We start from the raw sequence: 20,552 nt of genomic DNA on the forward strand, positions 1-20,552 counted from the left end.
AAGGGCAGAGATTGTAGCCCGTTAGGGCTGAGCTGTCAGTTTAAAACCTGTACAGAAAATGAAAAGAAATAGCTTAAACCTTTACCGGGTTCGCTCTCAGCGCTGATTTCACCAGACAGTGTCTGAGTGACCAGGTTTCTGACAATATGCGTACCCAGGCCGCTGCCACCCTGGTCTCTTTTCGTGGTAAAGAAGGGGTCGAATAACCGCTTAAGTTGAGCTTCGGATAAACCATTACCATTGTCAGAATAGTGCACCTGAAGAGTTTCGCCATCAAGCCGGATAGAAATGATCATAAGGCCTTCACTAATCCCGTCAAAGGCGTGGCGTAGCGAGTTAAGAATCAGATTCGTGAAAATTTGCGATAAAGCGCCGGCCGGGCAGCGTATGAAAATGTCATCGGCACATTCAAGACGCACCTGATGGTTGGTCTTTTTAAGATGAGGCTGCAAAGACTGAACTAAGTCTTCGATATAACTTTTCAGGTTAATGTCGCGGATAGCGTCCGACGCCTGGTCGACAGCCACTTGTTTAAAGCTGCTAATAAGATCGGACGCGCGGTGCAGGTTGCTGTCCAGTAAGTTAAGGCTTTCGCGGCCTTCTTCTATAAACTTCTTCAGTTGCGTTTGCGTCAGTTCTTTATTAAGCAGCGACTGATCCAGAGTGTCGAGTTTTTCGCGTAAGTAAGAAGACGCCGTAACGCTAATACCTATGGGCGTATTCACGTCGTGCGTAATACCGGCAACCAGCCCACCCAGCGAAGCCATTTTTTCCGATTCAATAAGTTGTTGCTGAGTTTCCCGCAGGTTATTAAGGGAGGACTCCAGCCGCTGGTTAGACTGGCGCAATGTGTTTTCAATTGCACGGCGCTGGCCAACTTCGCGCTCCAGTTTTTCCTGGCGCATTTCCAGCTCGTTCTTGCGTTGCTCAAGGTCAAGCATAACCTGACTTAAACTGGATGTTTTGCGCGCCACTTCCTGTTCAAGTATGGCATTTTGTTCATCCAGCTGGCGGTTAGCGGCTTTAAGTTTCTTTTGGGTACGGTCCAGATCCGACTGATATTCTTCAATATTGTCCAGCAGCTGGTTATAGGCCTGCTCGACCAGCACCAGTTCATTGTTGTGCTGGTCGTCTAAGCGAATTCTGGAGCGCTCTAAGTTATCCAGCCGGAACCCTTTAATTTGCTGAGTTAAGTCACTTAGTGGCCGGTTCAGCATGCGGTTAAAGGCAATAGTGAAAAGCACAATAAGGAAGATACTTTTAATAATGGCGTTACCGATAATAAAGCCAAGGCTCACTTTAATACGGTCAATGGCAATGTCGCGGGTCGAAAACAGGCTGACATCACCCACTTTGGTGGAGTGGCCCGAAAATTCAAATATGAGTGAATCGTAGTAGCCAAAAATACCGTTACGTTCCGGCAGAAGAGCACCTTCGCTATTGTCGTCAGGCAAGTCACTCATAGTTGTGGTTTCGCCCAGCTGCACCAAAATATTACCGGCATCGTCGCGGATAAGAACCCCGGCAATAGCGGGAATACTAATAAGGCCGTCGGCAATGGTATCAATTTGATTGCTGTTAAACTCCCAAAGCGAACGAGTAAGAGAGCCATTAAAGGTGCTTTGCTGGTTTTGCAGTTCGGCAATCAGTACCCGTTTAGTATCAAAGTATTCGGCTCCAATTTGTATCGCGGTCACAATTAACGTCAACAAAAAGTAGACGGAAAGCACACGAGTTAATAAGGAGGATGAAATACTTTTGATTGCCATAGACTGAGGTCAACGAGTTGTACAGATAGGGATAAACTAATTCATTGACTGAAATAACGCAATAAAGCAATCCGGCCAATAAAAAGCACTGACACAAAAATGACATATTACAGTCATTAAGCTGTCACGAAAAGTCACTAAAGTCGCCACAAATTAATTCACAAAGGTCATAACTTATGAAGTTAATTACTTCTGCTGGCGCTTTAGCTGTTGCAGCCTTAGTCGCGGCTCCGGCTTATTCGCAACAGGACACACTGGAACCTGTGGTTGAGCAGGCTTCCTCTATCAATGAATCTGCTCGTCAGTCGCAGCTGACTATAGACCAAATTTCCGATGATATGCAGGAACGACTGCAACAGTATAAACGCATCATGAAAGAAATTGATGGGTTAAAGGTTTATACCGCACAAGTCGAGCAGCAAATCGATAGTCAGGAAAGCGAAAAAAGCGACATCAATAACTCTATTGATCAGGTCAGTTATGTTGAGCGTCAAATTACTCCCTTGATGTTACGTATGATTGACTCGCTTGAGTCTTTTGTTGAATTGGATGTGCCGTTTTTGCAGATAGAGCGAAGTGAACGCTTACAGCAGCTGAACGACCTGATGGAAAGAGCTAACGTTGACGTTTCTGAGAAGTTTCGTCGGGTTATGGAAGCTTACCAGATAGAGGCTGACTACGGTCGCAACATTGAAGCTTATACCGCCGAGCACGAAATTGATGGTCAGCAACAAGACGTCACCTTCCTGCGTGTGGGTCGTGTCGCGTTAATTTATAAAACCCGCGACGGTGAACATCTTGGATTGTGGAATCAGGAAACGCGCAGTTGGGAAGAGCTTGATAGTAAGCACTTACCTGCAGTTGAAGAAGCTATTCGTATTGCCAGAAAACAACTGGCACCAGATTTACTGATGATGCCTTTGTTCGCAAATAAATCGACCAGTTCCACTAACAACAGCGCCGGGCAATAAGGGGTGATAGCCATGAGATTAAGTAAGCATATTGCAAAATGGTTTTCAGCGACGGTATTGGCAGTCACTTCTGTTACCGCCTTAGCAGCACCAGCTCCGCAAGACCCAATTAACCTGGATGAGCTTTTGCAGCAACTGCAACAGGGAAAGTTTTCTCAGTCGCAGAACAATAAAGAACGTGAACAGCGTTTTCGTGAAAGAGAGCAAGAACAAAAGGCCATGCTTGAGGCCGCTATTGCCGAGCGCAATCGTCTGGAACAACGAGCGGAACAACTGGAAACTCAGTTCGAGCAGAACGAAGTTGATTTGGGCAACCTGAGCGATACTTTAACGCAGCGTATGGGCTCACTAAAAGAGCTATTCGGTGTGCTGCAGCAGGTAGCTAACGATGCCTCCAGTAACTTTGAAAACTCAGTTATTTCTGCTCAGTTCCCTAACCGTGCCGAGCGGTTATCCGAACTTGCTGAACGTATGGGGTCTTCGTCTAAGCTGGCCTCTATTGAAGACATTGAAAGTGTCTGGTTCGCGTTGCAACAGGAAATGACCGAGTCAGGTAAAATTGCGGAATTTACCACTCAGGTAACTGAGGCCGATGGTGACAAAGAAGAGCAACAAGTGGTTCGTGTTGGTTCGTTTAACTTAGTGTCAGACGGCAAATACCTGGAGCGCATGAGTTCTACCGGCTCTGTTGCTGAGCTGGTTCGTCAGCCATCAGGACGTTACCTCAGTACCGCAGAAGAAATTCAGCAAACTGACAGCGGCGTTGTGACTTTTGGTCTTGACCCCACCGGTGGTTCAATTCTGAGTCTGTTAGTTCAGGCGCCAAGTTTGGGTGAACGTATTGATCAGGGTGGAACCGTTGGTTACATCATTTTAGCTCTGGGTGCTATTGGTCTGCTGTTTGCACTGGAACGCTTTGTCTCGCTGATGCTGCTGGGTAATAAAGTGAAGCGTCAGTTGAAAAAAGATAAGCCGAGCGATGATAACCCGCTGGGCCGGGTGATGTTGCTGAAAGACAAGTATCCGCAGGCTGACACTGAAACCCTGGAATTGAAGCTTAGCGAAGGTATTTTACGCGAAGTGCCTAAAATCACCCGCAACCTGACGTTTATTAAGATTATTTCAGTAGTCGCACCGCTGATGGGTCTGCTGGGAACCGTAACCGGTATGATCAATACCTTCCAGGCTATTACCTTATTTGGTACGGGCGACCCGAAACTAATGGCTGGCGGTATTTCGCAGGCATTGGTAACAACGGTGCTGGGTCTGGTGGTTGCGATTCCAATGACGTTACTGTTCGCGACTTTGCATACGCGTAGCAAAAACCTGATTCATATACTGCAGGAACAAGCATCCGGCATTATCGCGGAGCGGTCTGAGCGAGGAGAGTAACCGTGTTATTCCTCATTGAATTCAGTAATGCAATTAGAGACTTCATCGAGGCCGGCGGACAAGTTCTGCTGGTCATCGGAATCCTCATTTTTACTATGTGGCTGATGATTCTTGAACGCATTTTTTATTATCTCAACGGGCACCGTACAAATGTAAAAGAAACGCGGCAACGTTGGCAGCAGCGTGAAGACAAGTCGTCCTGGAACGCAGAGCAAATTCGGCAGGCAATGATTTCCCGCGTGAGTCTGGCATTAGGTGGAAACCTACCGGTGATAAAAGCGTTAGTTGCACTGTGCCCTCTGCTGGGTCTGATGGGTACCGTAACCGGCATGATCGAAGTGTTTGATGTGATGGCTGTGACCGGAACTGGCAGTGCCCGCTCCATGGCGTCGGGTGTTTCTAAAGCCACCATTCCGACTATGGCGGGTATGGTTGGTGCCTTGTCGGGAGTGTTTGCCGCAACCTGGCTACAACGCACCACACGTCGTGAACGCATGAAGCTGGAAGATAAAATTTTATTGGAACGTCACTAAGGTGATGTCGAGGACAGGATTATGAAGCAGCATTTTGCCAATTTAGTTGAAGAAGAAGAAAGTGCTATCGATATGACACCGATGCTGGACGTGGTGTTCATTATGTTGATTTTCTTCATTGTCACGGCTTCTTTCGTCAAAGAAGCGGGTATTGATGTGAACCGCCCTGATGCGGCCACCGCAGTGCAGAAAGACCGCGCCAATATCTTAATCGCGATAAGTGAAAACAACGAAATTTGGATTGATAAGCGCCAGGTCGATGTACGGGCTGTGCAGGCTAATATCGAACGTCTGTACGCGGAAAACCCGCAGGGGTCGGTGGTGATTCAGGCGGATCAGGAGTCAAACACCCGGGTGTTAATTAAGGTAATGGATGCAGCCCGCTCGGCAGGGGTTTACGACGTTTCTGTAGCAACGGATGAAGAGTAAATGATGAGATTCCTGGCAGCATTACTGGTTGCAGCTTTTGTCACCATTGGTTTGTTTTACCTGATGCAGTCTTTGATCAGTGGTGGCGAAGGGGCAATGAACGAACCGCCGCGAGGCAGCGTGCTGGACTTTGTGCGCACGCCTGAGCCTGAAGAAGTGCAGGAAAAGGAGCGCAAACCTGAACGCCCTCCGGAACCCGAGCAGCCACCGGAGGACTTACCTCAGCCGCAGATGAACAATGATATTGCGGAAACTGATGCTGGGGCGGGTTATGACTTTTCAGCGAATATGGACAGCGGTGCCGACATTGGCAGTGGCATGTCGTTGCAGGCAAGCGACGGCGAGTATCTGCCTATTGTGAAAGTTCAGGCTGCGTATCCTCGCCGGGCATTGCAGCGTGGTATAGAAGGTTACGTGGTGGTGGAGTTTACCGTAACAAAACAGGGCTCGGTACGTGATCCTATCGTGGTCGAAGCTGACCCCGAAGGAATTTTCGATCAGGCCGCGATGGATGCCGTACTGAAGTTTAAATACAAACCTCGGGTGATTGATGGCGAGGCGGTGGAAGTGGACGGTGTTCGCAACCGCATGACCTTTGAAATGAACTGATTGGGTGACTTATGAAATTGAAACTCATTGCTTTTGCGGCTTGCAGTTGCTGGCTGGCTTTTGCCCACCCGGTGCTGGCACAACAGACTGAACGGGTTCCGGCGTTACGGGAAAAAGTATACGGACAATTGGCCCGCGCTCAGGAGCAGGCGGATAATGGCAACCTCGCCGAAGGTATTTCGATACTGGGCGAAGTGGCAGAAAAAGCCGATAGTATGAACAGCTACGAACGCGCCATGATGTGGAACTTCTACGGTTTCATGTATTACGAGCAGGGCAATACCAAAGAGGCTATTAACTACTTTGAAAAGGTTGTGAAAGAGTCGCCTATTCCTGAATCTTTGGAAAAAAGCACGCTGTACAGCCTGGCTCAACTTGCCTTAAGTGATGGCCAGTTCCAGCGCGCAATTAGCTTTTTAGACCAATGGGAAGGGCTTGCGGAAGAAGGTGAGATGGGTAAAGCCTGGGTGTTAAAAGCACAAGCTTATTACCAGGCTGATAAACACCGGGAAGCTTTGTCTCTAATTGATAAAGCCATTGCAGCTGTCGATGCAGAAAACAAAATACCAGATGAAAACTGGTTGATTTTAAAGCGCGCATTGCATTATGAACTGGAGCAGCCGCAGCAGGTAGCTAAGGTTATGGAGCGTTTAGTGACCAGTTACAGCAAGCCGGAGTATTGGGTGCAACTGGCAGGTGTTTACGCGCAGTTGGAACAGGACGAGAAACAGCTGGCGGTACTGGAAGCCGCGCATCAACAGGGGTATATCGAAACAGGCAGTGAGTGGCGGCAGTTAGCTCAGGCTTATTACTTTAATGAATTGCCGTACAAAGCGGCAGAAACCATGCAGGAAGCTATGTCTAAAGGCAAAGTTGATGCCTCTGTCGATAACCTGAAATTTGTGGGTCAGGCCTATACTCAGGCTAAAGAGAATGAAAAAGCCATTAGTGCCTATAAGAAAGCTTCGGAAAAAGTTGAACACGGAAACTTTGCGGCGCAAATAGCTCAGCTGTATTTAACTTTGGATAACAATGAAGCCGCTGTGGAATATGCAGAACAGGCCTTTAATAGAGGTGATCTGGATAACGAAGGGAATCTGTATCTGGCTGAAGGCATGGCCTTACTGAATTTAAAGCGTTACGACCAGGCTATTGAATCTTTTAAGCAGGCAGCTGAAATTGAAGGCGTGGAGCGCTCGGCAAAACAATGGCTTAAGTACGCGAAAAGCCAGCATGAGCAGCAACAGCAAATGGCAAACTTACAATAAACGAGTATTTATAACCTTATCCCAACAATACTGTCATTTGATTGACTAAAAAACGAAAAAAAACTGTAATAAATTTTCCATTCATTATAATGTGCGCGAAATTTATACAGTTTTATTGTTTTGGGTGAGGATAATGATGAATAAGCACTCGGTTCCGTTATTGATTGCTGCCACCGCAGCCAGCTTTTCGGCTTTCGCTAATAATGATGACAGTTTAACGGTTTATGGCCGGGCAAATGTTTCGTTTCAAAGTAATGACTATGGTTTTGGTTCTGAAACCGAGGTGGTGAGTAATTCATCGCGCTTTGGTTTTAAAGGTGCCAGCGAACTTGAGTCTGATTTAGAAGTTTTTTATCAAATTGAGTTTGGCGTTGACTTAGCCGACTCAGATGATGACGAAGACGCAGTGACTAACCGTGAACAGGTTGTCGGCTTGCGCGGTAACTTTGGTAAAGTAATGATAGGCCGTTACGATACCTTTCTGAAGGACTCTCAGGGTTCAGTCGATGAGTTTAAAGATTTTGAAGCTGACTTAAAAAGTTTGTTCAAGGGTGAGAATCGCCCGGACAATACTTTGACTTATTATTCTCCTTCTTATCAGGGGTTTAGTTTTGGTGTTACTTACATAGCGTCAGAAGATGACAATGTTGATGACGGATTTTCGTTCGGTCTGTTGTACGGTGACAGCAAGCTAAAGAAAACCAAGTACTACGCTGCGCTAGCCTTTGATCGCGATGTGAATGGTTATGATGTTACTCAGTTAACAGGTGCCACTAAGTTTGGAAAAACTCGGGTGGGTGTTGTACTGCAGCAATTTGAAACCATCAATGGGTCATACGACTCTGACGGTTACCTGATCAGTGCTGCTCACCCATATGATAACTGGGTTTTTAAAGCGCAGTATCAGGCCATAGATGATGACACAGATAATGACGCTTCATTATCTGTGGGTGCCGATTACTTCTTCAGCGGCGACACTCGCGTTTATGCCTGGTACACCGGCCGTGAGTGCGACATCAGCCTCTATTCTACTAAGGGTTGCGGCGCAACACCGGGTATCGAGCAAGACTTCTTTGCTGTAGGTATCCGCCACGACTTTTCCTGGTAATCGTTTTCTACTAAAGAAAAACACAAAAGTAGCCTGACACTCTTTGTCAGGCTACACTATAGCGGTCACTCTCAACCTATCTGTACGCTATGATCAACCTCGCTGTATTGGGGCTCTACTTACTTATTGGTTTTATCCTGAAGCGTACCGGCAAATGCCCGGACAACACAGCGCAAGTTCTCAATCTCTACGTTATTTACGCTGCCTTACCCGGCGTTATATTCAGTAAAGTTCCGGCTCTGGAGTTTTCTACTGATCTGCTGATTCCGGTTGTTATTCCCTGGATTCTTTTAGCCTTTAGTGCTGTTTTTATATGGTTGTTAGGGCGAGCCTTTAAATGGCCCCGGGAAGTGGTCGGCGCGTTACTTATTTGTGTGCCACTGGGCAACACTTCGTTCTTTGGTTTCCCAATGATAGAAGCCTTTTACGGCAGTGACGCTATTGTCTACGGCTTACTGTACGACCAGTTTGGTTCCTTTTTTGGTCTGGCAATTTACTCGACCATTGTTATCGCTTTGTACCGTGAACAGGACGATAAACCCACAGTGGGCAGTGTTACCCGTCAAATTATGACGTTTCCGCCGTTTATTGCGCTAATTATTGCGTTGTTAACGAAATCTTTGGTTTATCCGGAAGTTTTTCAGCGGCTAATTGACTCGTTGGCGGTGACATTAGTGCCGGTCATTATGATAGCGGTGGGTTTTCAGTTGAAATTCCGCTTGCCTAAGGGCAGTAAAACACCATTAACTATCGGTTTATTGACGAAACTGGTCCTAATGCCTCTGGTCACCGTTGGCTTATTGTATGGTTTTGGTTTTGACAGCACGTTGGTACAGGTCACCATTTTTGAAAGTGCCATGCCACCTATGATAACGGCGGGCGCAGTGGCTATCATGGCGGGGCTGGCGCCGCGTTTATCGGCGGCTATGGTCGGCTACGGTATCTTATTTGCTTTTGTTTCCTTACCTATTGTTTACCAATTATTGCAGTTACTCTCTGCGCATTGATATAAGAAATTTTACAGAGATGTGTCCCAATTCATAAAAGTGTCATATTCTTTGGTAATAATTGAACCATCAGTTCATATTAGGGAAACAATGCATGTCACGTAGAATTCTAATTGTTGAAGATGAAGCGCCTATTCGTGAGATGTTGAGCTTTGTTATGGAACAACACGGTTATCAAGCTGTGGAAGCCAACGACTTTGACGCTGCTGTAGATAAAATTGCTGAACCATATCCGGACATGGTATTGCTAGACTGGATGCTTCCGGGGGGCTCAGGCCTGCAGCTGGCAAAAAAAATTAAAGGCGACGATTTTACCCGTAATATTCCTATCATAATGCTGACAGCAAGAGGTGAGGAAGAGGATAAAGTTAAAGGCCTGGAAGTGGGCGCTGATGACTATATTACCAAACCTTTTTCTCCTAAAGAGCTCATGGCTCGCATGCGTGCCGTTTTTCGCCGTGTTGCGCCAACGGTGCTTGATGAACCGCTGGAAGTTGAAGGCTTAAAACTTGATCCTGTCTCGCACCGTATTTCGGTCGAAGACAAAGCTGTTGATATGGGTCCGACAGAGTTTAAGTTACTGCACTTCTTTATGACACATCCTGAGCGCGTATACAGCCGTGAACAGCTGCTTGACCATGTCTGGGGCACTAACGTCTATGTTGAAGACCGGACTGTCGATGTTCATATCCGGCGCTTGCGTAAAGCCCTGACCGAACATGGTTACGACCGTTTGATTCAGACGGTTCGTGGAGTTGGCTATCGTTTTTCAAGTCGCTAAGTTCAGGCTAATTTAGTATGGACAGGAACTACTCTAACTGGCAGTCACTGACCAGTCTTGGCCTATTTCTGCTGCCGTTTTTGTTTATTGGCTGGCTGTTTGACCTGTTCTGGCCGGTCATGGCTCTGGCGTTATTAGGGCTGGTCTGCTGGCATTATTATTATCAGCAAAAACTCATTAAATGGTTGTGGCAAAGCCGCACTCTCATGCCGCCGTCTGCGCCGGGTAGTTGGTCGTATATTTACGATGGTATTTATCGCTCGCAGCGACGCAGTCAGAAAAGACGTAAATCTTTAGCACGCTTATTACGACGTTTTCGTGAAGCTGCTGAAGCTTTGCCTGACGCTGCTATTGTATTCCGTGCCGACGGAGCATTGCTGTGGAGTAACAAGCTGGCGCAGTTTTATTTCGGTTTGCGTTGGCCGGATGACGCCGGACAGCGGTTATCAAACCTGATTCGGCATCCTGAATTTTATGCTTACCTTAATGCCGGTAATTTTGACGAAGAACTGACGATCCCTTCGCCCATTCGTGACAGCCTGGATATTGAAATTCGCATTATGCCGTACAGTGAAGACCAGTTTCTTCTGGTTGCCCGTGACGTAACTCAGGTAAAACGTCTGGAGAACTTACGTCGTGAGTTTGTGGCAAACGTGTCTCACGAACTGAAAACGCCGCTGACAGTATTGCAGGGGTATCTGGAAATGATGGATGAGCCGCAACAGACGCCGCCAGCCATGCTGAAAAAAGCCGTCGAGAACATGAATGCTCAAAGCACCCGCATGGCCAACCTGGTGGACCAACTGCTTACGCTGTCGCGCATGGAAACACCAAGTAACGATGTCTTTGATCACGAAGTAGACATGCCGGCTTTGCTGGAACAGTTAGAGTCTGAAGCGAAGCGTTTAAACGAAGCGAAACAACATAAGATTGAGTTTGACGTTGCACCCGTGCGGATTTACGGCAAAGAAAATCTGCTGCGCAGTGCGATGCAGAATTTAATAACCAATGCTATTAATTACACACCCGACGGCGGTGAAATAAAAGTCACCTGGAAAACCGTAGCCGGTGGTGTTGAGTTTAGCGTGAAAGATAACGGTAAAGGCATTGCTGCAGAACACTTGCCGCGCCTGACCGAGCGTTTCTACCGAGTTGAGGATGACCGCAACAGTGCCAGTGGTGGCACCGGGTTAGGGCTGTCGATAGTGAAGCACGCAATAGAACATCACAACTCGCAATTAGACATTAATAGTTCGCTGGAAAAGGGCAGTCGCTTTTCATTTCGAATACCGAGTGGGCTATTAGTCAGTTAGTCATAAAATTTTCATATTGTCATAAAGCTGTCACATAACCGTCTTAAACTGACCATAATTCGAAAACAGTTCAATAACCCTTAGAGGTGAATACACTATGTTTCAATCAACTTTGAACAAGACATTAACCGGTTTAGTGGTTGCAGGTTCACTGGCGTTCAGCTCGTTAGCTGCGGCAACTGACGATTTACCAGAATACGAAAAAGTCAGCGGTTTATCAGGCAACTTGTCGTCAGTGGGTTCTGATACCCTGGCTAATATGGTGACCTTCTGGAGTGAAGAGTTTAAGCGCAACTACCCAAGCGTAAACATTCAGGTTCAGGCGGCAGGTTCTTCAACAGCGCCTCCGGCCTTAACTGAAGGCACATCAAACTTCGGTCCTATGAGCCGTGCAATGAAGTCAAAAGAAATAGAATCTTTTGAAAAACGCCACGGTTACAAACCAACTCCGGTTCGCGTTGCAATTGACGCCTTAGCAGTATTTGTACACAAAGATAACCCTATTGAAGGTCTGACGATTCCAGAAGTTGATGCTATTTTTTCATCAACTCGTAAGTGCGGCCTGAATCAACAAGTGAACCGCTGGGGCGACCTTGATATGGACGGTGAATGGAGCAACCGCGACTTACAGCTCTATGGCCGTAACTCGGTATCCGGCACCTATGGTTATTTTAAAGAAATAGCGTTATGTGACGGCGACTTCCGTTCGAACGTGAACGAGCAGCCGGGTTCAGCGTCTGTGGTGCAGTCAGTTTCTACCTCAATTAATGCGATTGGTTATTCCGGTATTGGTTATGTAACGTCAGGCGTTAAAGCGGTACCTATCGCTAAAGCCGAAGGTCAGGAGTTTATTGGTGCAACCGCTGAAAATGCGTTGGCAGGTCAGTATCCATTAGCTCGCTTCCTGTACATTTATGTGAATAAGCATCCGACTAAACCTTTGGGTAAAGCGGAAGGCGAGTTCCTGCGCATGATTTTGTCAAAAACAGGTCAGGATATTGTCAATAAAGACGGTTACATCGGGTTACCAAATGCGGTAGTTAAAGCCGAACTGAAGAAGCTTGGCTTAGAGTAATTTTTCCCTGAAAACGAATAGCCGGTAGCTTGCTGCCGGCTTTTTTTATAACTATTACTGCATTATTAAGAAAATATGACAGTGGTGTAACAATACTGTCACATTATTCAACTAAACTGTCTGCAGACTTTTAGTAACGCGTATTCAAACTTGAGGTTTCTGATGGCATCACTGTCAGCTCAACAACTAGCCGCTAATCGGGGCCGATTATTTAAAGATCGTGCCGCACGCTATGGTGTCACCTTAGGTGGTATTATGGTGTTGGTAGCGCTGTTGCTTATCTTTTTCTATCTACTTTATGTTGTCCAGCCTATATTCCGCTCAGTTGATTTAACTGAACAACAAAGCTTTTCTTTGCCAAACAGCGAAGGAGTCAGTGCTGTTGGTATGGAAGAGCAAGCCGAAATAGGATACCGCCTGATGCGTTCAGGGGAGTTCCAGTTTTTCGCTTTAAGTGATAAGCGAGCAGCAAACCGTGAAGCGGGCGATATAATCAGCTCTAAAGCAATTGTAGAAGCTGATAAAGTGACCAGTTTCGCAAGTAGCTTGCCGGTTAATAAACAGTATGCGTATGGACTAGATGATGGGTCCGCGGTAGTCGTCGAGCCTAAGTTCAGGGTGACTTTTGCTGAAGACCCGAAAACTGGTATAGCCGAGCGTACCATTACCCCAAGAGTTGAAGTGCTTAATAATGGTGACCCTCTTACCGTAGCTGAAAATGGCCAGCCTTTAGAAAAGCTCGCTTACGATACCGATGGCGAAGCGATGTTGTTTGCTGCGGTGCAGAATGGCAACAATCTATTAATTACCAAGTACTCTGCTGAAGAAAACTTTATGACTGGTGAGGTCAGCTTAAAGCCAACTTTTAGCCAGGTCAGCCTTAACGGTAGTATCGATGACCTGGTGGTTACTCCTGATTTGCGTCAGGTGATGGCGCGTCGGGGCAACCGAATTCACGTGTTTGACGTCGGGTTAACCGGCAACGTCACCGAACGGGAATTGATGATAATTGATGCGCGCGAGCAAGGAGACGCCACCGGTATGTACCTGCTTGCGGGTGCCAGCTCTATTTTAGTTACCCACGACTCCGGGCTTATTACTCAGTGGTTCCAGGTATCAACTGATCAGGGGCGCGAGTATCAGTACATTCGTTCTTTTGATGTCGGCTCTCCGGTTGAAAACATTGAAGTAGAATATTATCGCCGGACCTTCTACACGGTTTCTGAAAATGGCGACCTCGGCATTTTCCATACGACCTCAGAAGCCGATCTCTATCGCGGTAACCCATTAGAGTCCAAGCTGCAAAACGTTATGGTCGATCCGCGAGCTAATTATCTTATTATGCAAAGTGGCGACCGCTTCAGTGTTTTCGATGTTGATAATGAACACCCTGAGGTAACCTGGAGCGCTATGTGGCAGGAAGTCTGGTACGAAGGTTACCCAGAGCCTGACTACACCTGGCAGTCAACCTCCGGCTCCGACGACTTTGAATCTAAATTCAGTTTGGTGCCTATTTCTTTCGGTACTATTAAAGCTGCCGCCTACGCAATGTTGTTCGCAGTGCCTATTGGCTTAGCTGCAGCGGTTTACACAGCCTATTTCATGTCGCCTTCGGTACGTAAATACGTAAAGCCGACGGTAGAAATTATGGAAGCTTTGCCTACCGTTATCCTTGGTTTCCTGGCTGGCCTTTGGTTGGCACCGATTATAGAGAGGTACCTGCCCGGGCTGATAGCCGTTCTGCTGTTGGTACCAGCGACAATAATACTGACGGCATTTTTATGGTCCAAGCTGCCGCCGAATATTCGTAACACCGTAACCGACGGGCGCGCTGCGTTGTTGCTTATACCCATTATTTTGCTGGTTGGCTGGTTCTCCTTTGGCCTGAGTCCCTGGGTTGAGGAAGTTCTGTTTGACGGTAATGTGCGTGGCTATTTAACCAATGAACTGGGCATAACCTTTGACCAACGTAACTCGCTGGTTGTGGGTATCGCCATGGGCTTTGCGGTTATTCCAACCATCTTCTCTATTGCCGAAGATGCGGTATTCAGTGTGCCTAAGCATTTATCTAATGGCTCATTGGCATTGGGTGCTACCCCATGGCAGACACTGACTAAAGTCATTTTGTTAACTGCAAGTCCGGGAATTTTCTCGGCGGTTATGATGGGTCTGGGGCGCGCTGTGGGTGAAACCATGATTGTTCTGATGGCTACCGGTAATACGCCAATTATGGACTGGAACATCTTCGAAGGTATGCGCACTTTGTCTGCCAACATTGCGGTCGAGATGCCGGAATCTGAGGTTGGTAGCTCGCACTACCGAATTTTGTTCCTGGCAGCTTTTGTGCTGTTCATATTTACCTTCTTCTTTAACACCATTGCTGAATTTGTCCGTCAACGCTTGCGTGACAAATACAGCTCGATGTAATTCCGGAACAGAGGTTTATAGCAATGAATACATGGTTTAAATCCGGAAAGCCCTGGATCTGGTTAACCGCCGGTTCAGTTAGTATCAGTCTGATAGCCGTTATCGGGCTGGTGCTTATGATTGGCTGGCGCGGGCTGTCTTTTTTCTGGCCTTCAGCTATTCACGAGATGTCTATTGAACAGGCTGACGGTTCAACGCGCACGTTAATTGGCGAAATTTATGAAAGCGAGTCGGTGCCAACGTCACGAGTGAGTGACGCAGGCACTATCATGGACGGCTATGAAGAAGAGGAAGTGACTCGTTACCTAATGAAAATTGGTAACCGTGAGTATGTGCCTCTCGATTTTGCCTGGGTGTTAGGGCCTGCGATTCGTGCGGACGAAACGCCAGCTGATCTGGCCGTTATTGAACGAACCAAAGATGGTAACTTTTATGGTTATCCCGTTGCGATTGAGCAGCAGGGGGAGCGAGTTGCGACACAAGGCAACTTGCGTGAAGAGCTGTTTCAACGCATGGAACGAGCGGTAGAGCTTAATGAAGAAGCCATGGCGCTGCAGGAAGGCGAAATAGGTGCGGTTAATTACAAACTAAACCAGCTCAATCTTGAGAGCCGCAGTCTTGAGCTTGAGGGGAACTTAACTCAGGAAGCCATGGACGACATTGAACGTCGTCGCGAAGAACTGCATAACGAGTATCTTGAATATGAAAAAGAGCTGTTTGCACTGCGCGATAAAGCGGGTCGCGATTCACTGATTATGCGCGACATGCGTGGTGAGGAAATAAAAGTACCTATGTATCAGGTGCTGGATGTGAACTTCCCTAACGACATGGGTTTTTTCTCAAAAATAGGGCATTTCTTCCAGCAAATTGGTAAGTTTGTATCTGAACCTCCGCGTGAAGCCAATACCGAGGGCGGTGTATTCCCGGCAATTTTCGGTACCGTTTTTATGGTGCTGTTAATGTCGATTATTGTGACGCCCTTTGGTGTTATTGCGGCTGTTTACTTGCACGAGTACGCGGGTAAAAACGCCGTGACCAAGCTGATTCGTATAGCGGTTATCAACCTCGCGGGTGTGCCATCTATTGTTTATGGTGTGTTTGGTTTAGGTTTCTTTGTTTACATGGTGGGCGGTAGCCTCGACCAGGTATTCTATCCGGAAGCCTTACCCAGCCCGACATTTGGTACACCTGGCGTTCTGTGGTCTGCGGTAACTCTGGCTATTCTGACGCTACCGGTGGTGATTGTATCGACCGAAGAAGGTTTGTCCCGTATTCCACCGTCGTTGCGCGAAGGCAGTTTGTCTTTAGGTGCTACTAAGTGGGAAACCATTTGGCGCATTGTTCTGCCCATGGCATCTCCGGCTATTATGACCGGTTTGATCCTGGCCGTTGCCCGTGCCGCAGGTGAAGTTGCACCATTGATGCTGGTGGGTGTGGTTAAGTCGGCGCCTATGTTGCCGCTGGACGGAAACTTTCCTTACTTCCATCTGGACAGAAAATTTATGCATCTGGGCTTTCATATATACGACGTAGGCTTCCAGAGCCCGAACGTCGAGGCTGCCCGGCCGCTGGTTTACGCTACGTCTTTCTTGCTGATAACCGTTATTGTCGGTTTGAACTTAACAGCCATTGGCGTACGTAACCACTTACGTGAAAAATACCGCTCACTTGAGCACTAATGTTGAACGCGACAGTTGAACACGACAGTTTTGATGAATTAGCGAAAAGGTCTGAACTTATGATTTCGGTAAATCCGAGTACAAGCAACTTAGAAAAGCTGGACTTACACAACTTGCCAGCAGAACAGACTGCTTTAGATATTAAAAACCTGGATCTTTACTACGGTGAAGATCAGGCGTTGTATGACATTTCTATGCGCATTCCGAATAACCGCGTAACCGCGTTTATCGGGCCATCGGGTTGTGGTAAGTCAACGCTTCTGCGCTGCATTAACCGCATGAACGACTTGGTTGAAATTTGTCGTATTGAAGGTCAGATTGATATGCACGGCCACAATATTTACGACAAGAACGTTGATGTAGCAGCGCTGCGTCGTCGTGTTGGTATGGTGTTTCAGCGCCCGAACCCGTTTCCTAAGTCTATTTATGAGAATGTGGTTTATGGTCTACGCTTACAGGGTGTAAAAGACAAACGGGTGCTGGACGAAGCGGTAGAAACGTCACTGCGTGGCGCAGCCTTATGGGACGAAGTAAAAGACCGCCTAAACGCCAGTGCGTTCAGTTTGTCAGGTGGTCAGCAGCAACGTCTGGTTATTGCGCGTTCTATTGCCATTGAGCCGGAAATTCTGTTGCTGGACGAACCAACGTCAGCTTTGGATCCTATTTCGACTTTGACCATTGAAGAATTGATCACCGATTTGAAAGACAAATATACCGTGGTAATTGTTACGCATAACATGCAGCAGGCCGCGCGCGTTTCAGACCAGACAGCGTTTTTGTATATGGGTAAACTGATTGAGTACGCCGATACTGATACTCTGTTTACGACCCCGTCTGAGAAGCAAACAGAAGATTATATTACCGGTCGTTACGGTTAAGGAGAGTGTCATGGATAAGATGAATATGAACAAGCACATTTCCGGCAAGTTCAACGAGGAACTTGAGGCTGTGCGTAACCGTGTATTGAGCATGGGTGGCCTGGTTGAAAAGCAATTACAGGATTCACTTTTAGCAATTCAAAAAGGCGACGCCGAGCTGGCCGAAAAAGTGCTGAGCAGTGACCACAAAGTCAATAAGCTGGAAGTGCAGATTGACGAAGAGTGCGTACATATTATTGCTAAACGTCAGCCCGCTGCCAGTGACTTGCGTCTGGTTATTGCTATTATCAAAACCATTGCTGATTTAGAGCGTATTGGCGACGAAGCCGAGCGCATTGCTAAGGTTGCGAAAGAAAGCTTCAACAACGACCAGCAACAGCTGTTGGTGAGTCTGGAAAACCTTGGGCAACAAGTATTAAGCATGTTGCATAAAGTTCTGGATGCTTTCGCGCGCATGGATCTTGAATCGGCTTACGACGTGCATCAGCAGGACGAACAGGCTGACCGTCAATATGAAGCGCTGACACGCCAGCTTATGACTTACATGATGGAAGACTCTCGTTCTATTCCAAAAATCATGAATGTTCTATGGTCTGCACGTTCTTTAGAGCGTATTGGTGACCGTTGTCAGAACATTGCCGAGTACATTATCTTCTTTGTGAAAGGCAAAGACGTGCGCCATGTCTCACCAGAGAGCATGGAACGCACGGTTATGGGTAAAAAAGACTAGAATAAACGCCGGGCACGAATCGTGCCCGGAATGTCTTTCAGTTGCTGCAATACATCGGCACCGTTATCGCTGTCGATGTCCATTACCACGTAACCAACGTTCTCATCCGTTTGTAAGTACTGACCTACCACGTTAATTTCGTTGTCACTGATAATGCGGTTAATGGCGTTTAGCATACCCGGCTGGTTTTTATGAATATGCAGCAGGCGTTGCGCTGTTGCGTGTGTCGGCAGGCTAACTTCAGGGAAGTTCACCGCAGACAGGGTTGAGCCGTTATCGGAATAGCGCACCAGTTTTCCGGCCACTTCAACGCCAATATTTTCCTGAGCTTCTAAGGTTGAGCCGCCAATGTGGGGGGTTAACAGGCAGTTTTTCAGGCCGCGCAAAGGCGACAGAAATTCATCGCTGTTGCCTTTGGGTTCAACCGGAAACACATCAATAGCAGCGCCGGCGAGGTGCCGTGACGACAAGGCTTCAGCAAGAGCGTCTATATCCACAACCGTTCCGCGCGACGCGTTAATCAGCAGGCTGCCGGGCTTCATGCGCTCAATCTGACGGCGGCCTATCATCCACTGTGTCTGCTCATTTTCCGGCACGTGCAAAGTGATGATATCGGATTGTGCCAGTAAGTCATCCAACGTGGCTACCGACTGAGCATTGCCCATAGGCAGTTTGTCTTCAATATCAAAGTAACGAATGTGCATGCCCAGCTGCTCGGCCAGAACACTGAGCTGACTGCCTATGTGGCCATAGCCGACGATGCCCAGTATCTTTCCGCGTGCCTCGTAAGACTGCTTGGCTGATTTAAGCCAGCCGCCTTCGTGAGCTACGGCATTTTTTTCCGGTATGCCGCGCAACAACATAATAATTTCGGCTAAAACCAGCTCAGCAACGCTGCGGGTATTTGAAAATGGTGCGTTGAAAACAATGACACCGTGCTTTTTCGCTGCTTCTAAATCAACCTGATTGGTGCCAATACAGAAGCAACCCACGGCAATGAGCTTTTCGGCAGCGGCAAACACACGGTCGTTCAGCTGGCTGCGTGAGCGTATACCCAGAATATGGGCGTCTTTAATTTTTTCGCACAGCTCGTCTTCGCTTAGCGAAGTCTGCAGTATTTCCAGATTATGATAGCCATGATGCCGAAATAGCTGAATGGCGCTTTCGTGAACGCCTTCCAGCAGCAAAACTTTGATTTTGTCTTTTGCCAGGGATATCTGCATTAGCCACTTACCTTCAGGGTTTGTACTCCGTCTTCACGAGCAATTAAAGCGATATCAGCGCCGCGCTGGGCAAACAGCCCGTTAGTGACCACGCCGACAATATTATTCAGCTCAGCTTCAAGTTTCATTGGCTCCATAATATCGAAGTTATGCACATCGAGGATCCAGTTGCCGTTGTCGGTAGTAAAACCCTGACGCCACACCGGGTCGCCGCCCAGCTTCACAATTTCTCGGGCCACGTACGAACGCGCCATGGGAATAACTTCAACCGGCACCGGGAATTGACCCAGGCGGCCAACCATTTTGCTTTCATCTGCAACGCAAACAAACTTCCTGGCTACTGCGGCAATAATTTTCTCGCGCGTTAATGCGCCACCGCCGCCTTTAACCATTTGACCGTGCTCAGTAATTTCGTCAGCCCCGTCTACGTAAATGGGTACCTCCACAACCGAGTTAAGCTCAAACACTTCAATGCCGTGCGATTTCAGGCGCTCGGTTGAGGCTTCAGAGCTGGATACCGCACCCTCTATGTCATGCTTTCGTTCGGCCAGGGCATCGATAAAAAAGTTTACCGTTGAGCCGGTGCCGACTCCGACCACAGTGCCGTCTTCAATGTATTGCATAGCAGCTTCTGCTGCCGCTTTTTTGAGTGCATCAGCGTTGCCTGACATGAGCGTTTTTCTCCGTTTGTTTTTTATACGCCAGTATAAGGAATTTGTTGGTTTTTATCGACGTTTCTTTGCTTCAGAAACGCCAGTGTTTTGCCGGTGTTATCACTTCCGGCAATGGAATGTCCCAGCTCTCGACAGGAATGCTTTGAACCAGTTGTTCGTTATAGCTTAACCCTACGGGTGATAAGTTGGGTTGATAACCGTTATGCCATTGAGCCAAAGTGCGATCATAATAGCCGCCGCCCATACCCAGCCGGTTACCGTTTTGATCGAATCCGACAAGAGGCATCAGCAGTATCTGAATGTTCGATAGCGGCACCACATTCTGTACGTTTAATTCAGGTTCCTGAATACCGTACTTGTTGAGCGTCATGGGGGTATCAGGAGTATAGCGTAAAAACAGCAAATGACCTTTAGCAAAAGGGTGAAGCACCGGCAAAACGGTGTTAAACCCCAGTTGGCACAGTGTTTCAATAACGGGAAAGGTTGGCAGTTCACCGTCAAAACTTTTATATACGGCTACTGTGGTTTGTTCTGGTTGCAGATGACTTAAACGCTGTTGCAGTCTGTTGGCAACCTCGCGCGCCGCCGTTTGTTGCTGCTCGGCGGGTAAATTGCGGCGAATCTGCTGTAACTTGCGTCGGAGATTGTGTCGGGTCATGCTAGAGTCTGCTTTTAGAAAAACGCTG

The 20,552-nt window shown here is 47.5% G+C and carries 19 protein-coding genes; 15 read left to right on the forward strand and 4 right to left on the reverse strand.

Annotated features, from left to right (window positions below; all coding sequences use genetic code 11):
• Nucleotides 1-35: 35 nt before the first annotated feature.
• A complete protein-coding gene (locus DEU30_RS05900; RefSeq protein ID WP_114981707.1) occupies nucleotides 36-1,769 on the reverse strand; it encodes an ATP-binding protein in 1,734 nt (577 codons plus the stop codon).
• Nucleotides 1,770-1,945: 176 nt separating this feature from the next.
• Between DEU30_RS05900 and DEU30_RS05905 the strand changes: the two genes are divergently transcribed.
• The 15 genes from DEU30_RS05905 to phoU all read left to right on the forward strand — a co-directional run bounded on the left by DEU30_RS05905 (nucleotide 1,946) and on the right by phoU (nucleotide 17,969).
• Nucleotides 1,946-2,740 carry a DUF3450 domain-containing protein gene (locus DEU30_RS05905; protein ID WP_110014118.1) on the forward strand — a complete coding sequence of 265 codons (795 nt, stop codon included), beginning with the start codon at nucleotides 1,946-1,948 and terminating at the stop codon, nucleotides 2,738-2,740.
• 12 nt (nucleotides 2,741-2,752) lie between these two features.
• Nucleotides 2,753-4,132 (forward strand): MotA/TolQ/ExbB proton channel family protein, encoded by a 1,380-nt coding sequence (locus tag DEU30_RS05910; protein ID WP_114981708.1) that lies wholly within the window; start codon nucleotides 2,753-2,755, stop codon nucleotides 4,130-4,132.
• A 2-nt stretch (nucleotides 4,133-4,134) separates the two neighbouring features.
• A complete protein-coding gene (locus DEU30_RS05915) occupies nucleotides 4,135-4,665 on the forward strand; it encodes a MotA/TolQ/ExbB proton channel family protein (RefSeq protein WP_114981709.1) in 531 nt (176 codons plus the stop codon).
• Nucleotides 4,666-4,686: 21 nt separating this feature from the next.
• A complete protein-coding gene (locus DEU30_RS05920; protein ID WP_110014115.1) occupies nucleotides 4,687-5,094 on the forward strand; it encodes a biopolymer transporter ExbD in 408 nt (135 codons plus the stop codon).
• Complete coding sequence (locus DEU30_RS05925; RefSeq protein ID WP_114981710.1) at nucleotides 5,095-5,703, forward strand: energy transducer TonB; 609 nt, start codon at nucleotides 5,095-5,097, stop codon at nucleotides 5,701-5,703.
• A gap of 11 nt (nucleotides 5,704-5,714) precedes the next feature.
• Nucleotides 5,715-6,971 carry a tetratricopeptide repeat protein gene (locus DEU30_RS05930; RefSeq protein ID WP_114981711.1) on the forward strand — a complete coding sequence of 419 codons (1,257 nt, stop codon included), beginning with the start codon at nucleotides 5,715-5,717 and terminating at the stop codon, nucleotides 6,969-6,971.
• 133 nt (nucleotides 6,972-7,104) lie between these two features.
• Nucleotides 7,105-8,079 carry a porin gene (locus tag DEU30_RS05935; RefSeq protein WP_227016324.1) on the forward strand — a complete coding sequence of 325 codons (975 nt, stop codon included), beginning with the start codon at nucleotides 7,105-7,107 and terminating at the stop codon, nucleotides 8,077-8,079.
• Nucleotides 8,080-8,168: 89 nt separating this feature from the next.
• Nucleotides 8,169-9,086, forward strand: coding sequence for an AEC family transporter (locus DEU30_RS05940; RefSeq protein ID WP_114981713.1), 918 nt, complete (start codon nucleotides 8,169-8,171; stop codon nucleotides 9,084-9,086).
• Nucleotides 9,087-9,180: 94 nt separating this feature from the next.
• Nucleotides 9,181-9,867: a phosphate regulon transcriptional regulator PhoB gene (gene phoB / locus DEU30_RS05945; RefSeq protein WP_114981714.1), complete on the forward strand. Its 687-nt coding sequence runs from the start codon at nucleotides 9,181-9,183 to the stop codon at nucleotides 9,865-9,867.
• A 17-nt stretch (nucleotides 9,868-9,884) separates the two neighbouring features.
• A complete protein-coding gene (gene phoR / locus DEU30_RS05950; RefSeq protein ID WP_114981715.1) occupies nucleotides 9,885-11,180 on the forward strand; it encodes a phosphate regulon sensor histidine kinase PhoR in 1,296 nt (431 codons plus the stop codon).
• Between the two features lie 97 nt (nucleotides 11,181-11,277).
• Nucleotides 11,278-12,255 (forward strand): phosphate ABC transporter substrate-binding protein, encoded by a 978-nt coding sequence (locus DEU30_RS05955; RefSeq protein ID WP_181813907.1) that lies wholly within the window; start codon nucleotides 11,278-11,280, stop codon nucleotides 12,253-12,255.
• Nucleotides 12,256-12,417: 162 nt separating this feature from the next.
• On the forward strand, nucleotides 12,418-14,682 hold the full coding sequence (locus DEU30_RS05960; RefSeq protein WP_114981716.1) for an ABC transporter permease subunit: 2,265 nt from the start codon (nucleotides 12,418-12,420) through the stop codon (nucleotides 14,680-14,682).
• A 23-nt stretch (nucleotides 14,683-14,705) separates the two neighbouring features.
• Nucleotides 14,706-16,361: a phosphate ABC transporter permease PstA gene (gene pstA / locus DEU30_RS05965; RefSeq protein WP_011235335.1), complete on the forward strand. Its 1,656-nt coding sequence runs from the start codon at nucleotides 14,706-14,708 to the stop codon at nucleotides 16,359-16,361.
• Between the two features lie 59 nt (nucleotides 16,362-16,420).
• Nucleotides 16,421-17,239 carry a phosphate ABC transporter ATP-binding protein PstB gene (gene pstB / locus DEU30_RS05970; RefSeq protein WP_034822279.1) on the forward strand — a complete coding sequence of 273 codons (819 nt, stop codon included), beginning with the start codon at nucleotides 16,421-16,423 and terminating at the stop codon, nucleotides 17,237-17,239.
• A 10-nt stretch (nucleotides 17,240-17,249) separates the two neighbouring features.
• Complete coding sequence (gene phoU, locus DEU30_RS05975) at nucleotides 17,250-17,969, forward strand: phosphate signaling complex protein PhoU (protein WP_034822281.1); 720 nt, start codon at nucleotides 17,250-17,252, stop codon at nucleotides 17,967-17,969.
• On the opposite strand, the gene serA is transcribed toward phoU, so the two are convergent.
• From serA to DEU30_RS05990, 3 genes are all read right to left on the reverse strand, one after another.
• The gene (gene serA / locus DEU30_RS05980; RefSeq protein ID WP_011235332.1) at nucleotides 17,966-19,192 is read right to left on the reverse strand and encodes a phosphoglycerate dehydrogenase; all 1,227 of its coding nucleotides are present in this window, start codon (nucleotides 19,190-19,192) and stop codon (nucleotides 17,966-17,968) included. The two genes, phoU and serA, sit on opposite strands and share 4 nt — an antisense overlap.
• The gene (gene rpiA, locus DEU30_RS05985) at nucleotides 19,192-19,863 is read right to left on the reverse strand and encodes a ribose-5-phosphate isomerase RpiA (protein ID WP_011235331.1); all 672 of its coding nucleotides are present in this window, start codon (nucleotides 19,861-19,863) and stop codon (nucleotides 19,192-19,194) included. Before rpiA ends, serA begins: the two co-directional genes overlap by 1 nt.
• Before the next feature lie 73 nt (nucleotides 19,864-19,936).
• Nucleotides 19,937-20,524: a 5-formyltetrahydrofolate cyclo-ligase gene (locus DEU30_RS05990; RefSeq protein WP_114981717.1), complete on the reverse strand. Its 588-nt coding sequence runs from the start codon at nucleotides 20,522-20,524 to the stop codon at nucleotides 19,937-19,939.
• Nucleotides 20,525-20,552: the final 28 nt, after the last annotated feature.

This window comes from Idiomarina sp. 017G (assembly GCF_004362265.1).
Classification (GTDB): Bacteria; Pseudomonadota; Gammaproteobacteria; order Enterobacterales; family Alteromonadaceae; genus Idiomarina; species Idiomarina loihiensis.

Bases quoted from the DNA above. Each gene is read 5' to 3' on its own strand.
- DEU30_RS05900 (WP_114981707.1), bottom strand. From the start codon at position 1,769: ATGGCAATCAAAAGTATTTCATCCTCCTTATTAACTCGTGTGCTTTCC.
- DEU30_RS05905 (WP_110014118.1), top strand. From the start codon at position 1,946: ATGAAGTTAATTACTTCTGCTGGCGCTTTAGCTGTTGCAGCCTTAGTC.
- DEU30_RS05910 (WP_114981708.1), top strand. From the start codon at position 2,753: ATGAGATTAAGTAAGCATATTGCAAAATGGTTTTCAGCGACGGTATTG.
- DEU30_RS05920 (WP_110014115.1), top strand. From the start codon at position 4,687: ATGAAGCAGCATTTTGCCAATTTAGTTGAAGAAGAAGAAAGTGCTATC.
- DEU30_RS05925 (WP_114981710.1), top strand. From the start codon at position 5,095: ATGATGAGATTCCTGGCAGCATTACTGGTTGCAGCTTTTGTCACCATT.
- DEU30_RS05930 (WP_114981711.1), top strand. From the start codon at position 5,715: ATGAAATTGAAACTCATTGCTTTTGCGGCTTGCAGTTGCTGGCTGGCT.
- DEU30_RS05935 (WP_227016324.1), top strand. From the start codon at position 7,105: ATGATGAATAAGCACTCGGTTCCGTTATTGATTGCTGCCACCGCAGCC.
- DEU30_RS05940 (WP_114981713.1), top strand. From the start codon at position 8,169: ATGATCAACCTCGCTGTATTGGGGCTCTACTTACTTATTGGTTTTATC.
- phoB (WP_114981714.1), top strand. From the start codon at position 9,181: ATGTCACGTAGAATTCTAATTGTTGAAGATGAAGCGCCTATTCGTGAG.
- phoR (WP_114981715.1), top strand. From the start codon at position 9,885: ATGGACAGGAACTACTCTAACTGGCAGTCACTGACCAGTCTTGGCCTA.
- DEU30_RS05955 (WP_181813907.1), top strand. From the start codon at position 11,278: ATGTTTCAATCAACTTTGAACAAGACATTAACCGGTTTAGTGGTTGCA.
- DEU30_RS05960 (WP_114981716.1), top strand. From the start codon at position 12,418: ATGGCATCACTGTCAGCTCAACAACTAGCCGCTAATCGGGGCCGATTA.
- pstA (WP_011235335.1), top strand. From the start codon at position 14,706: ATGAATACATGGTTTAAATCCGGAAAGCCCTGGATCTGGTTAACCGCC.
- pstB (WP_034822279.1), top strand. From the start codon at position 16,421: ATGATTTCGGTAAATCCGAGTACAAGCAACTTAGAAAAGCTGGACTTA.
- phoU (WP_034822281.1), top strand. From the start codon at position 17,250: ATGGATAAGATGAATATGAACAAGCACATTTCCGGCAAGTTCAACGAG.
- serA (WP_011235332.1), bottom strand. From the start codon at position 19,192: ATGCAGATATCCCTGGCAAAAGACAAAATCAAAGTTTTGCTGCTGGAA.
- rpiA (WP_011235331.1), bottom strand. From the start codon at position 19,863: ATGTCAGGCAACGCTGATGCACTCAAAAAAGCGGCAGCAGAAGCTGCT.
- DEU30_RS05990 (WP_114981717.1), bottom strand. From the start codon at position 20,524: ATGACCCGACACAATCTCCGACGCAAGTTACAGCAGATTCGCCGCAAT.